Origin of the sequence: Leptospira ryugenii (assembly GCF_003114855.1) — a bacterium.
In the GTDB taxonomy this organism is placed as follows: Bacteria; Spirochaetota; Leptospiria; order Leptospirales; family Leptospiraceae; genus Leptospira_A; species Leptospira_A ryugenii.
This window is the reverse complement of record NZ_BFBB01000004.1, coordinates 264,840-277,940: the sequence shown is the minus strand read 5'-3', so window position 1 is coordinate 277,940 and position 13,101 is coordinate 264,840. Positions and strand designations below refer to the sequence as shown.

Below are 13,101 nucleotides of genomic sequence, written 5' to 3'. Positions count from 1 at the left end.
AACATATAGTAATTTATCTCTTTTTTACTAGCTCTGTTCCCTAGAAAGGAAAAGCTTGAGATACGAAAGGAGTTTCTATGGAAGAAAAACTTCAGATGATCTTAAGGCAGAGGAGAAGAAAGATCGATATTTTCTTCGTTTGGGTGTTTATCTTGCACACTCCTGTCGTCTACCTATTTTCTTTAGGCTATGGTTCAACTCTCCTTGTTAGCACTGCATCCTTTTTGCTATCACTCATATCTCTCTTTTTCTTTTTTATCGCAAAAGATACACTTTTCCTAAGGGTTTGGAATGCTGTCACGACTATGCTCTTCAGCGCCGTGTTGATCCAAGCCCAAGCGGGAAGGATCGAAATGCATTTCCATGTATTCTCTGGCCTTGCCATTTTATTTATCTACGAAGATTGGAAGATTCTCCCTGTGGCTGCACTCACCATCGCATTGCACCACCTAATCGGCAATTATATCCAAGAGGCAGGAGTATCCGTTTTTGGTAGTCCTTTGATCGTCTATGGCTATGGAACTGGTTTAGAGATTGTTTTCATTCATGCCATTTTTGTTGTATTTGAAACCGCGGTGCTTGCCTTTTTTTCCTACCGATCTTATCTAGAATTGAAAACACAAGTGACCTTACAAAATAATTTAGAAACAGTTATGTCTGGAGTTCGTGAAGCCGTTGATGCTGTTACAGAAGGATCCAATCATTTTTCCAAAAATTCAGATATCATATCAAAACAATTGCATGAGTTTGACATCTCCTTTCGTAGCCAATCTAGTTCCATGGAATCTATTTCTGCCTCTACAGAACAAACATCTGCTGCAAGCCAACTCATCTTAAATGGCTCACAAGAACAAATTAAGGAGGTGAAAGCAGTAGATGCGCTAAATTCCAAATTATTTCAACTCACCTCTGGATTTGTAGATTCCCTCGAAGGTATGCGGGCAAAGATCCAAGAATCTGCAGACCGAGTGCGAAAAACGGAAATCGAATTTATAGATCTCTACAAATCAATGCAAATAGCTGTGGATGATTCAGATAGGATGGAAGAAATATTGGAATTGATTTCTGGTATAGCAGATAAAGTCAACCTTCTCTCCTTGAATGCCTCTATCGAAGCAGCAAGGGCTGGCGATGCGGGAAGAGGATTCGCAGTGGTAGCCGCCGAAATATCTAAGTTAGCTGACTCTACTGCGGAAGCAACCAAGAATATTTCGAATATTTCATCCAAGATTAAACAAGCGATTCAATTGAGTTTTTCAAAATCAAATTCAATTAACCAAACAGTCGAAACATTTGTCCGCTCTATCATCGCTTCTGAAGATGGGATCCGACACCTTGCTGAATCGATCCAATCTAACTTACGTGCTTTCGAAGACCAAAAAGATGCCTTGGATGTTTTATTAAAAATTGCTGAGGAGATGAGTCTTTCCACGAAAGAACAAACACAAAGTTTGGCAGATATTTCTTCTGCCATTGCCCAATTGAATGAAAATACCCAAAACCATTTACAAATGACGATGGAGTTAGTGACAAAGATTGATACGGCCGATGGTATTTTTAAATCGCTTAGACATTCGATACAACACTTGAAACAAACCATTGAAGATGATGAAGAAAAGTTTTTATCTAAATAATTTTGTTTTTTCCTTTGTTCTCGCTTTCCTCCTATGTGCCTCTTTTTTTGTCTGCTTTTCTCTGAAAAGCAAAGAGATTTCTTTTGTTGAGTGTACGTTTTGTAAAGATGAATTTCATTCGATAGACCCAAAGGCATGGCTCATTGTATACCCAGGTATCGTTGGATGCACAAAGCAATGCCCTTTGGCTCTGGCAAAGCTAAAGGCATTCCGAAAGGCAAGAGAAGGACAAAACATCTCCTTTCTCTACCTTGTGATGGATGAAAACATACCAGTAGACCATGCGGAGGACTCTCTCCAAGCGTACAAAAAGGAACTTCCCATACAAACGTATCATCCAAAGGGTGACAAACGAAAGTTCTTCCAAAGATTGGGGGCTTATCTTCCCATTTCGCCAGTTCTAAAGGAACGCGATGAACATAACTCTATCTTTTTCTGTATCCCACCCAGCCGAGACCGAGTCTATGTATGCAAAGATCTAGATCATTTTGCCATAGAGACTCTCTCTCAACCTGATGTTAAAAACCATCTTGACTGAATTCACACTTTCGAACATTAGAATTTAGTATATGTACGAGTTTACTGCATGGAGAAGAAATATTGGGATGGAAGAGAATTTGAAGAGGATGCTTTTGCTCTTGTGATAAAAAGAATACCATCTTTTGTTAATAATAGTAGCCTGTGAAAGGTGTATGCTTATGAAAATGTATCCTATATTTCCCAGAATCTCTGTATTACTTTTTGCTATCTTGTATCTATCCTGCGGGAAACTAGATTTTTCCAATGCGGGAGATCCAAAGTCGCAAGCCTTTTTTTTAACAAATCTCTTACGCACTTTGCTCACTCCGGTTCCTTCACCTGTTATTTGTAATACGACAACTCGTTGGGAAAAGTCGATTGGGAATGGATCTTTTCTTGTTTATATAACGGATGCTAAAGGTTTACCGAATGAAGATATCGTCATCACCGGATTCACTACAGAAAATTTAGGATCGGGAAAGAATTTTAACTTTTCAGAGACCATTGGATCTGCTCCCTTTTACAATGGCTTTCTTGCTAAGTTAGATGGCAAAACGGGGGACATTGTTTGGCTTGATTATTTAGGAGAGGTTGTCAATAGCTCACGATTGTCAGTCAAACTGTTTTCGAATGGTGATATTGGCATTGCGGACGATGTGATCACAGAGCAAGCTGGTGCTTTGTCAGCAAAAGCAGCTGGTCTAGGGTCTGCAGCTTTTATGGTGGTACGGTATGACCAAACGGGTCTTCGCAAATGGCATACCTATTTTGATTCCAGTGATTTGAACAATTCAAGCGCTTTTGAGATCGATGACTTGGACCAAATCCATTTGTTTGCCACTCTCAATGGAACGGCTGGGCACCAAACTTTTAGTGAATTTCCGGCAGTAACCAACACTTCCCAAGGTGCAACCGCAGATACAGACATTTTGTATGGCATAGTGAACGGTTCTGGATCACCCATCAAACAAACCTACATCACGAGTTCCGGAAGTGAATCTCCCCTAAGCACAGCTCGCGATGGTAATGTGATCTATTTAGGTGGATCAACGACAGGAAATATGAATGGAGCGACTGGACATCCTGCATTAGGTTTTACCCGTTCTTTTTTATTGAAGATTGAATCCAACCAAAGCATTAGCTGGATCTCATACCAAGGGCCGGGAGGTAGTTCTACCAATGGTGGGGTAGAAACTTTGCTTTTAGCAGGTAACCAGTTCTACACTTTGGGCCGATTTTCTGATACGTTTGGTAGCCCTGTAAGTCCTTTCCAAGGTATAGCGGGTTCAACCAAAAACTACTACTACCAAAAGTTAGACCAAAATGGGGCCAACCTGTGGCATACCTATTTGGGGTCCTCCTCCTCTTTACCCGAGGGATTCCCAATCCCACTTTTGTATGGTAGGTCTAACGATCTTGTCTATTCTACTTTGTTATCACCAAATGCGGGTCGTTATACGGGATTGGGTGCAGCGGAAACGGGAACAGGCACAGGTGGTTTGCAAAGGGTGCTTGCCAAAATCAGAGCTTCTAGCGGAGCCTATGAGAGTGTGGCCTTCGAAACAAATGATGCAAACCCACAAAAGACTCATTATACGATACTAAAGGAAGTGTGTACAGGAAAAGTGATCCGAGGAGAAAGGATTCTTCCAGATATCAATGACAGTGCACGGCAAAATTTCAAACTAAAGGTATTCCCTTCGACCGAGTTGCCATAGAATGATTTTTAATCTCATTCCATTGGTTTAGTCAGGAATTGGGAATCATTTGACTTTTCCGAGGGAAAGGTTATCATTTCCGATTGCTAATGCTCCTATCGATCTAGATAGAGCCTTAGGAGGAGAGGAAAAGATATCGTATGAAGATCCAAAAAAGTAAGCTAGCAGAACTCATAGACCTAGTAGTTTTAGTCGCATCGATCGTCGTGATTTTTGCTTGGGCTATCGGTAAACCTCTGTTTTACGAGACAAATGGTCCTGTTTTGTCTATCTTTACTGGTGTTTCTATCTTTCTAATTGTGGCACTTCGCTTTGCCACACGCTATCTTCATATGTGGCCGATCACCGGAAATATTGCATTACTTATGATCGTTGGTGGTGGAAATCTCTCGTCTATCTTAATGTTGCTGTCTGCACCTCAGGTGCACATTAGTACCAAGTCTTCGCTGGTCATGACCTCCATTTTTACTTCTATAGGACTCCTTCTCTTTAGCGTCTATGAAATTCTCTTGTACCTCCGTAGAACACCCAACCGTATTTTCATTCTAGATGACCTTCTCATCCATCTAGCGCTTGTTCCAGGTGCCTTGAGTTTAATAGGACATCTATTCCATAACCCAAGGTATTTGAGTATGGATATGGATCCGAGAGTCGGCATCTCTCTCATGGAGATGGTCTTCATGGCTTTGTTGGCAACATCTACTGTTTTATCCAATCCTCATCTCTTTCTCTGGAAATTTTTAAGTGGCGGGCTTGCCAATCAGATTACCTTTACCATTCTCTTCATCAATCAATACATTGCTCCTATCGTCTATCTAAGCATCCTTGGGCCTACTTGGGACGTGAGTCCTTATGGTGCGGAACTTTTTATTTTGCTGGGAGGTGTAATCGCAACACTTGGGTTTTTATTGTTCCAATCAAAACAAATGCAAAAGTCTAATGCCTAAGAACTATGGATGTTCCAGCTATTTACTTGGTATTTGGTAATGAGACTGAGATCACTCAAAAAAAGAGAAGGGACATTTTAATCGAGGCAGGATATGACCCAGCCTTGCGAAAACCACTCGAGAGGATGACACCTGATCTTTGGAACCTAGAATCCATTGTAGTCTTCAAAAAAATCTTTGCTGATCCGAAATACCGAAAGCATCTTTTGCACTTAAAGCAGATCAACGCAAATCTATTGAGATTCTTTTCTCTGTTACGAGCAAGAAACCAAAGACCAAAATTGCACATTCGATTTTTAGAAAATCTGATGCAAGAATCCCTTTCTGATGACGAGCTCTTGCAGATTTGCCAGTTGATAGAAGAAATCGATCTCTACAAGCCTCATTGGAAGTTTCGATCGATTGCCGATGTATATAAACTGGAAAGCACTATGATCCAAGAATTAGAAAATAGTACATTCCAAGAAGAGGTTGTTTCGTATCCAGAACCACCGTTTGAAGGCAATGAATGGATTTCGCCCATACGTTCAAATCTTGACTTATACTGGGAAGGTAAAAACCAGCACAATTGTGTATTTGATTATGACCAAAAGATACGAGACGGTAGGTTCTATTTGTACCATACAAATGGAAAAACAAAGTGTACGGTTTCTTTTCTAAACATAGAAGGGGATTGGTTTTTGGATCAAATTGCTGGACCATGCAACAAGCCTGCCGATCCTGAAACTTACCATCAGCTTGAAGCATGGCGGCTTAGAAATGGTATTCTGATTTTAGGTGATGTGTTTCGAATGGGGCTTCCCGCCTCTTGGATGTTAGAGTGAGATTTGAAAGTGCTAGACCTTCGCAGGCAGATAAAAGAAGCTGAATTGAGATTTAAATTAGGTTACATTTTTGAAAAGACAGAGTTCTCATATTTTTAGATTTTTTACAGTTTGGACTTATCTCGGTTTCTTATTGGTATTAGGCTTCACGAACCAATGCAAATCTGAAGAGAAGGCTGACCAAACAAGCTTCAATTTGCTCCTTGTCTCAAGCTACCAAAATGCACAAAGGCCTCGGATCTCATACGGAAACCAAGATAATGCTACACTTGTTTTCTCTCTTAACCAAGCCGTGGAGGTTAAGCCTACAATCTCCAATTTTTCTCCCACCCAGTTTTCTGTTTCTCCAAGCTTACCGACTGGTCTGGTTCTTGCCCCAACGACAGGAATCATAACTGGACAAGCAACACAAACTATACTTTCAAAGACAAACTATACGGTGACTGCATCCCAAGAGACTTCTCGAGCATCCACCATCCTTCAAGTTCTGAGCGGTCCATCTGGAGTATTCCAATGTTCTTATGTTGGTCAGGCGGGAGGCTGCACCTCCGATTCTATTGGTTTCACCTGCAAAAATAGCCCTGCCTGTTATGCGACTGTACAAGCTTGTGTGAGCAGTGCATTTTGCAATTGATTGATGCATCAGTCAATGATGCTATTCGTATCTTTTGAGATGCGCGCGAGGAAGCCCCGTCGCCTTCCCGCTGCTGTTTTGAATCTACCCATGACATAGATATAGCTCGCGGTATCGACAAATTTGAAGGTTGGACTGTTAAACGCGATCGAACTATCTACTAACAATCGTAAACTAGCCAGATCAAACCGAGCGAAATTGGAAATTGTAGTATCTTGTGCCGTAATCATGGCACCTGACAGAAGGAGATGGTCGCGATCCACTATCATATCTCGGACTTCACTTCCTGCTTGTGGCGCAATGCCTAGGTTATGTGATATCGGTGAGAGGTTCTGGATGTCATAAATACCAACACAACAGCCTGTTCCATTGGGTGCTGCTTGGTTACCAAAACCAACAAAAATTTTGTCGCCGTGGGTAAGAGAGCCTGTGAGTAAACCTATTGCACTTCCGCTTGGACCTTGTTTGAAGCTTCCATTTGTCTCATCAATAATAGCAAAACGATTTGTAGCCGTACTTCCGTTGATTGTTGAAAATTCTCCGCCTATGAAAAATTTTCCATTGGAAAGTTTGTGAATTTGTGACACTGGAAAATTGGGATTGGGATTATTTGCAAAAGATAAGGCGAAGGTGTTTGGATTGAGAGAAAAGAAATGGTTGATGCTATTTCCACTCACATTGGTAAACCCTCCGCCAACAAACATTGTCCCATTGATGTTCACAATTTTATTTGTAGTATTTGTATATCCAGAGATGCTGATGTTTAGGGAATTTAATTTCGGACTTGGTAAAAGATCAAAGGATGCAAACCTTGTTCGCGTAATGCCATCGATTGCAGTGAAAGTTCCCGCAATGAACAATCGATTTTCAGAGATTTCGAGGGCTTGTACTGCTTCTATCCCACCTCCTGGGTAGGTAATTTGTGGGTTCCAGTCTGTTGGTTTTCCAGTTGTTAAATCGATCTCGGACAAAAAGGATCGTTTAACTCCTTGTAAACTTGCAAAGGAACCACCTAACAACAAGGGTCCATTTGCAAATTGGAAGATCCCTCCTGTTAGGAAACTTATGTTGCCACCTGCCAATTTCGCATCCCAGGTTTCCACTGTCTCATTGCTTGGGTTGATGACGGCAAGACCAGTTATGGATTTGTCTAAGATGCTATCGAAAAAGCCAAAGACATAGAGCTTGTTATTGTATAGTATAGTCTTTGTTATATTGCCTGAGGCCAGTTTAAAATCTGTATTTAAGTCATTTCCCGAACCTGGATTCAAAGTGACCAGTCCTGGGCGTGGAGTTGAAAAAGCTCCTCCCACAAACAATTTTCCATTTGAAATATGTATCGAAGCAGGGGATGAATCAAACAAATTGCTCCCCCAGAGGAGCCCACCTGCGTAATCGATACGGGCAAGATAATTGGCAGTTTGGCTGTCTATGTTTGTGAAGCTCCCACAAACAATGATTTCATTTCCATCAAGTATGATAGAACCAACCTTGTTATCCGGTTCTCCTAGAGTCGTGAGAAAAGCACCAGAATTGACGTCTATCCTGGCCAAATTCGCGACTGAATTTCCATTCATGATAGAGAAACTCCCACCTACAACGAGACTGCTTCCATCTGTCTGCATTGTATACAGTTCTCCTGAGGGTAATCCTGCATTGAAGCCTTCGTCTATGGCTCCTGTATCCAGATTGGCGACTGCTAAAGCGACCCTGGAGACATTGTTAGGAAATGTACTCGCGAAATTACCGCCAAAATAGAGCTTTTGGTTGTGAACGAGAAGGGTGCGAATCTCCGCACTGGCATCCACTATCTTTACATCAAAACTTGTATCCAAAGTGCAATCAGCTTTGACCTTTGCGATGGACTTTCGTTTGATCCCTTGGATGTAATTAAAATCGCCCGCAATGATAGCGTTTCCTTTTCCATCACCCACGATATCGAAGATGTTTCCATCAATTTCGAAGTAGGGGCAGTTCGAAGTTGGAAGTAAGGACTGGTCGGATGGATTGAGCATCACCAAACTTCCGGTATTCGGTCCGACAAAATCATACAAACCAATCGCATAGGCTTTGTTACCGACAATTTTCATATCCTTAAGAAAACCGTTTGCCGTGTTGACCGCAAAAAATCCCCACAAACCAGGTTTAGGCTTTGGTTGGGGCCCCGGCACGAAGGAAGGTAAACAGCCCGCATTTCTGATTTGAAACAATTGAACAAAAAAAAGGTTTTGGAAATAACCAGAGTGAGATGGGTCGCAAGCATTACCCAGTTTGGTGGGTTGGCAAAATAAAAAGATAGATGTTAGGAAAACAAATAGGGAATACGTCTGAATACGTAGTACCATCTATAGACCAGAATCAAATAAATGCTCTGAAAATCGAGTGTTTTTATCTGCCCTGGTCTTGTACTAAAATTGTCTCACATTCTAAAAAGAATGAGAGACTGCTTATAAGAGGGGTTAAGCGAGCTTTTCCTTTTTCAAGGCTAGGAACGTCCAGAGGGCGGACAAGAGTTCAAAAAATGAGAGGGCGATGAGGATCTTCGGAGCATCCATTGCAAAAACTAGAATGGTAAATAAAACGAACTGAATCGTTCTCCCTTCTGTACTCAATTGAAAGAAGGTCTGCACATCTAATGAGGCAGCACGTATATAATAGTAGGATAAAATCAGAAGCGCAATCGCTACGACTTTCACCCAAAACTCGTTTGTTTCGGGTATCCCAAAGAGCCCTAAAAGAAAGTTCGGAGCAAAGAATAAGATCACTCCTTGCCCTAACATATAAACACCAAAAACCAAAATACTCAAAGCTGATTGTTTCATAATTCCTCGTGAAATGTAATTGTATCTTTGTAACATTAGAGTATACTCTAATGTCAATACTCAGCTAGGATTTTTTTGGAAAAAACATGCTCATCTCAGAAGTTTCCCAACGCACTGGACTCTCCCCTCATACGATACGATTTTATGAAAAACAAGGGCTTTTGTCCCAAGGAAGTCGAAACCGGAATAACTACCGTCGTTTTGATGAAAACTCAATTTACAATCTAATATTTATCCAAATTGCGCGTGATTTGGGTTTCCATTTGAAGGAAATCAAAGATTTCGTGAAATTATTCAAAAGTAAACAAAGCCTTGAAATGATTCACAACACCCTAGTAGAGAAAAAGAACGAGATAGAGTTAAAAATAAAAGAATTGCAGAATATGAAACGTTCTTTGGACCGTTTGATTAGATCTTGTCAGCTAGAGAAAAAAAAACATAAATTGGATTACCGAGATCTCTTAGACTCGGCACGATTCCTCGGAAAAGACTCTAAGAAGAAACGAATAAAATTTACGACTACATAAAAAAAGGACAAAGTGTACGATCAGATTTGCCTTTCAGTTTGTGTGAACAATTTGGAGTTTTAGAATGAGTATAAAATGTCGTGAAACAGATTTCGTATTTTCCCTAGAAAAGAATTTTGGAAATTCACAATTGCTCTTGCCAGGCTGCAAGTTTTTGACAACATGAAAAAGACTACTAGATTTGAGTAAACGACTATGAAGCAAAATTTTTCAGGTACTTTCCAATATTTGCGAAGAGATGCCTCTGCAGGTTTCATTACTGGCTGTATGGCCATTCCCCTGAGTGCAGGCATTTGCATCATGTCTGACTATCCCATCCTCATTGGACTCATCACAGTTGTTTTTGCCTGCATTGTAGGCTACATCACCTCTCTCTTCCGTCCTGGCAATTATGTGGGCACTCCTGGCATCGCCGCCGGCCTTGCTCCTGCTTTGGCATTTGGTGTTGCAGAATTTGGAATGGAGAATATGCCCTTTCTCATTTTGCTGACTGCACTCATGCAAATCATTGTTTGGAAGTACAATTTACAAAAGCACATTTTGTTGCTAGTTCCTGTGTATCTTGTAGAGGGTCTTTTGGCGGGAATAGGTCTCAAGATCGCCCTAAAGTTTTTTCCATTTTTATATACCACGGTTTCAAGTTCAGAACATTGGTTGGACCTAGCGCGCCTAGAGCTTCTTGGCTTTTCTACGGTATCTTTCATTTTGTTTATTTGGTTATTTCAAAAGTACAGTAAGGTTTCTCCAGGTATCTCATATTTTACCATCATGGCTATTGGCATAGCAAGTATGTTTTACTTAAGTTTACCAAAGCTTACTATAGAACCTGTTCCTTTCTATTTTAGATTTCCTTTACCACACCCTCAGTTCTTCCACACCGATGCCTTTACTGGTGTAGTGAAGATGATAGGCTATGCAATGATGTTAGGTGCCATTGATGTAATTGAACAAGTCATGAGCAATGCAGCCATCGAAAAAATTGATCCACTCAAAAGACATTGCCACACAAACAATAGTTTGCTTGCGATTTGGATTGCCAATCTCGGTTCCTCCTTCTTTGGCGGGATGACGAATCTAGACGGTTTGGCAAAGAGTAGTACAAATGCCTATGCAGGAGCAGTGACCAAACTTTCCAATCTCTTTTGTGCGGCGGTTATTATGGTAATGATTCTCTTTCCTGGTCTATTGTCCTTTCTTCCTCAATACACACTCGGCATCATTATGGTCTTCACTGGTGGTAAGATGATTTATGGATTGCGTTCTGTCTATGACCACCATGGTAAGTATGCCATCGTACTTGCGACGATTTGTGGTTTACTCGTGTATAAACTTGGGATCTTTGAAGGCTTACTGTTATGTTTACTACTCCATACAATCATTCATATCTATATGGCCCTCCAAAAAAAACAAACCATCAAAGATATTTATCATAGCTTTAGAACCTCTTATATGGATCGATTGGAAAAATCAGAATCCAATCTTGGAGCTTAACTCTCCCTTAGCTATGATAGTAAGACCATTCATCCGATTGTTAACTTACCTCACCTTGGCTACTTTGATTTCCTGCCAAGTTACCTCACACCAAGCCAAAGAAGAATGGAAGACTAGTCCTTCTCAAGAGTTTCCATCTCTTCGCCAAACAACTACAAAAATTGAATTTAAGATCGTAAAGGCCGCTGATTGGGAAGTGCCACTCTCTGGTCTCCTTGATCTCAATGACCCAAAAGCAAAGGGCCAAATTGATCGCCCCGAACCTATCTCAATCTATTTTTATGTTATCAAACATCCCAAGTTTGGTACCTATCTAATCGATTCCGGTGTGGGTAAGTCTTTTCGCAATGGAAACCAAGAAAGAAAAGTGAGTTCGATAGTTGCGTCTCAGATGAACTTAGAGAAATTAAAAATCTTCCATACAACGAAAGAGTATCTGCTTGAAAACAAAATAGAATTGAAGGGAGTCTTTTTTACTCATTTGCATCTAGACCACGTTCTCGGAGCTTATGAGATTGATTCAAAAATTCCATTTTATGTCGGGCCAAGTGAAGTAACCTCCAAACAGTTCATCAATCTTTTTGTGCAAGGAAGTACAAACAATTTATTAGGTGAAGAACCAAATCTAATACAGCTCAAACTTTCGGAAGAGATAGGTAAAATTTCTTATCTAGATTTTTTTGGTGATGAAAGTTTTTTTGTTATCTCTGTGCCTGGGCATACAGCTGGAAGTTTAGCATTTTATGTTCAGGCAAAAGATGGAGGACATTTGGTGTTGGGTGATAGTTGCCATACACAATGGGGATGGCAAAATGAAGTCATACCTGGATCTTTTACAGCTGATCCAGATTTGAATCGAAAGAGTTTACGTTATCTAATCGAATGGACAAATCAATTCAAACCAAAGTTTGTCTATCCAGGCCACCAAGAAAGGTTACCGGGATTAGCATTCGAGACTTGGAAACGTTAAATTAAAGTTTACCAACAACCGAGCTACCTTCCTTGATCACTAAAAATCTGTTTCTATCTATATTCTTTTGGCCAAGGCTTTCCATTAATTCTTGGACAGGTTGTAAACGATCTTCACTAGAAAGGTTAAATGTCCCAAAATGCATGGCTATGCTAAGCTTTGCTTCTAAATCCAAATGAGCAAGTACTGCTTCCTGTGGGTTTATATGAGCATCTTTCATCATATCTCTCGGCTCATAAGCACCTATGGGTAAAAGTGCCAAACTCGCTTTCCCCAATCTGCTTGCTATTTGTTTAAAATGGGAGCCATAACTTGTGTCGCCAGCAAAATAAATATAACCGCCGTTTGAGTGCAAGATCGCAAAGCTGCCCCAAAGAGTTTTGTCTCTGTCTGTCAAGCCCCGTCCCGAATTGTGTCTTGAGGGAGTAACCATCACCTTTAAGGTATCATTAAAAGCATACGTCTGCCACCAATCCAAATCATATACTGTTTCGATTCCTACACTTTTGAGGAGGTCTTTGTTTAATTTTGGAACAATGAAGATTGGGTGGAATCTTTCATTTAATCTCTGTAAGCTTGGAAGGTCCATATGGTCATAGTGATTGTGGCTAATCAAAACAATATCAATCTTTGGTAGGAGTTCAAAAGGGATCCCTGGCTCAATGCCCCTTTCTGGTCCCGCCCAAGAGAAGGGTCCAACTCGATTTGACCACACTGGATCTGTGAGAATATTGGCTGATTTGGTTTCGATTAAGAAACTTGCATGGTTGATAAAGGTGACACGGTATTCAGTGTCACCTAGACTGAGAGATGATTTTGTATATATTTCTGGATTTAAAACTGAGTCAGGCCAATTTGAATTTCTTCCTGAGACAACATGGCGGAAGATCCGGAAAAAACTAGGGTGACTTGTTGGTTCTGGATTGAAAAACACTTCACCGTTGAAGTGATCGCTCTTTTGTACATCTGGCATAGAGGAGCAAGTAACGTATGTTATAAGTATAATTAGAAAAAT

Annotated in this window: 12 protein-coding genes; 9 read left to right on the top strand and 3 right to left on the bottom strand. The window is 40.6% G+C overall.

The window, feature by feature from the left end; all coding sequences use genetic code 11:
- Window positions 1-77 precede the first annotated feature (77 nt).
- The 6 genes from DI060_RS09700 to DI060_RS09675 all read left to right on the top strand — a co-directional run bounded on the left by DI060_RS09700 (window position 78) and on the right by DI060_RS09675 (window position 6,276).
- Complete coding sequence (locus DI060_RS09700) at window positions 78-1,634, top strand: methyl-accepting chemotaxis protein (RefSeq protein ID WP_108976241.1); 1,557 nt, start codon at window positions 78-80, stop codon at window positions 1,632-1,634.
- Window positions 1,606-2,172 carry a hypothetical protein gene (locus DI060_RS09695; protein WP_135355030.1) on the top strand — a complete coding sequence of 189 codons (567 nt, stop codon included), beginning with the start codon at window positions 1,606-1,608 and terminating at the stop codon, window positions 2,170-2,172. Before DI060_RS09700 ends, DI060_RS09695 begins: the two co-directional genes overlap by 29 nt.
- A gap of 166 nt (window positions 2,173-2,338) precedes the next feature.
- Window positions 2,339-3,871, top strand: coding sequence for a hypothetical protein (locus DI060_RS09690; RefSeq protein ID WP_108976237.1), 1,533 nt, complete (start codon window positions 2,339-2,341; stop codon window positions 3,869-3,871).
- 140 nt (window positions 3,872-4,011) lie between these two features.
- Entirely contained in the window at window positions 4,012-4,818 is an 807-nt protein-coding gene (locus DI060_RS09685) for a hypothetical protein (protein WP_108976235.1), read from the top strand.
- 5 nt (window positions 4,819-4,823) lie between these two features.
- The gene (locus tag DI060_RS09680; RefSeq protein WP_108976233.1) at window positions 4,824-5,642 is read left to right on the top strand and encodes a PcfJ domain-containing protein; all 819 of its coding nucleotides are present in this window, start codon (window positions 4,824-4,826) and stop codon (window positions 5,640-5,642) included.
- A gap of 70 nt (window positions 5,643-5,712) precedes the next feature.
- Window positions 5,713-6,276, top strand: a complete 564-nt coding sequence (locus tag DI060_RS09675; protein WP_108976231.1) for an Ig domain-containing protein — start codon at window positions 5,713-5,715, stop codon at window positions 6,274-6,276.
- 8 nt (window positions 6,277-6,284) lie between these two features.
- On the opposite strand, the gene DI060_RS09670 is transcribed toward DI060_RS09675, so the two are convergent.
- Together DI060_RS09670 and DI060_RS09665 are read right to left on the bottom strand one after the other, a co-directional pair.
- Window positions 6,285-8,366: a Kelch repeat-containing protein gene (locus tag DI060_RS09670; protein WP_209452018.1), complete on the bottom strand. Its 2,082-nt coding sequence runs from the start codon at window positions 8,364-8,366 to the stop codon at window positions 6,285-6,287.
- Between the two features lie 369 nt (window positions 8,367-8,735).
- A complete protein-coding gene (locus tag DI060_RS09665; RefSeq protein WP_108976227.1) occupies window positions 8,736-9,098 on the bottom strand; it encodes a hypothetical protein in 363 nt (120 codons plus the stop codon).
- 86 nt (window positions 9,099-9,184) lie between these two features.
- Here DI060_RS09665 and DI060_RS09660 point away from each other — a divergent pair, with 86 nt between their 5' ends.
- The 3 genes from DI060_RS09660 to DI060_RS09650 all read left to right on the top strand — a co-directional run bounded on the left by DI060_RS09660 (window position 9,185) and on the right by DI060_RS09650 (window position 12,086).
- Window positions 9,185-9,625: a MerR family transcriptional regulator gene (locus tag DI060_RS09660; RefSeq protein WP_108976225.1), complete on the top strand. Its 441-nt coding sequence runs from the start codon at window positions 9,185-9,187 to the stop codon at window positions 9,623-9,625.
- Between the two features lie 195 nt (window positions 9,626-9,820).
- Window positions 9,821-11,116: a SulP family inorganic anion transporter gene (locus tag DI060_RS09655; protein ID WP_108976223.1), complete on the top strand. Its 1,296-nt coding sequence runs from the start codon at window positions 9,821-9,823 to the stop codon at window positions 11,114-11,116.
- Window positions 11,106-12,086 carry an MBL fold metallo-hydrolase gene (locus DI060_RS09650; protein WP_244594343.1) on the top strand — a complete coding sequence of 327 codons (981 nt, stop codon included), beginning with the start codon at window positions 11,106-11,108 and terminating at the stop codon, window positions 12,084-12,086. The genes DI060_RS09655 and DI060_RS09650 overlap by 11 nt, the downstream gene beginning before the upstream one ends.
- A 1-nt stretch (window position 12,087) precedes the next feature.
- On the opposite strand, the gene DI060_RS09645 is transcribed toward DI060_RS09650, so the two are convergent.
- Window positions 12,088-13,059 (bottom strand): MBL fold metallo-hydrolase, encoded by a 972-nt coding sequence (locus tag DI060_RS09645; RefSeq protein WP_135355028.1) that lies wholly within the window; start codon window positions 13,057-13,059, stop codon window positions 12,088-12,090.
- Window positions 13,060-13,101 lie beyond the last annotated feature (42 nt).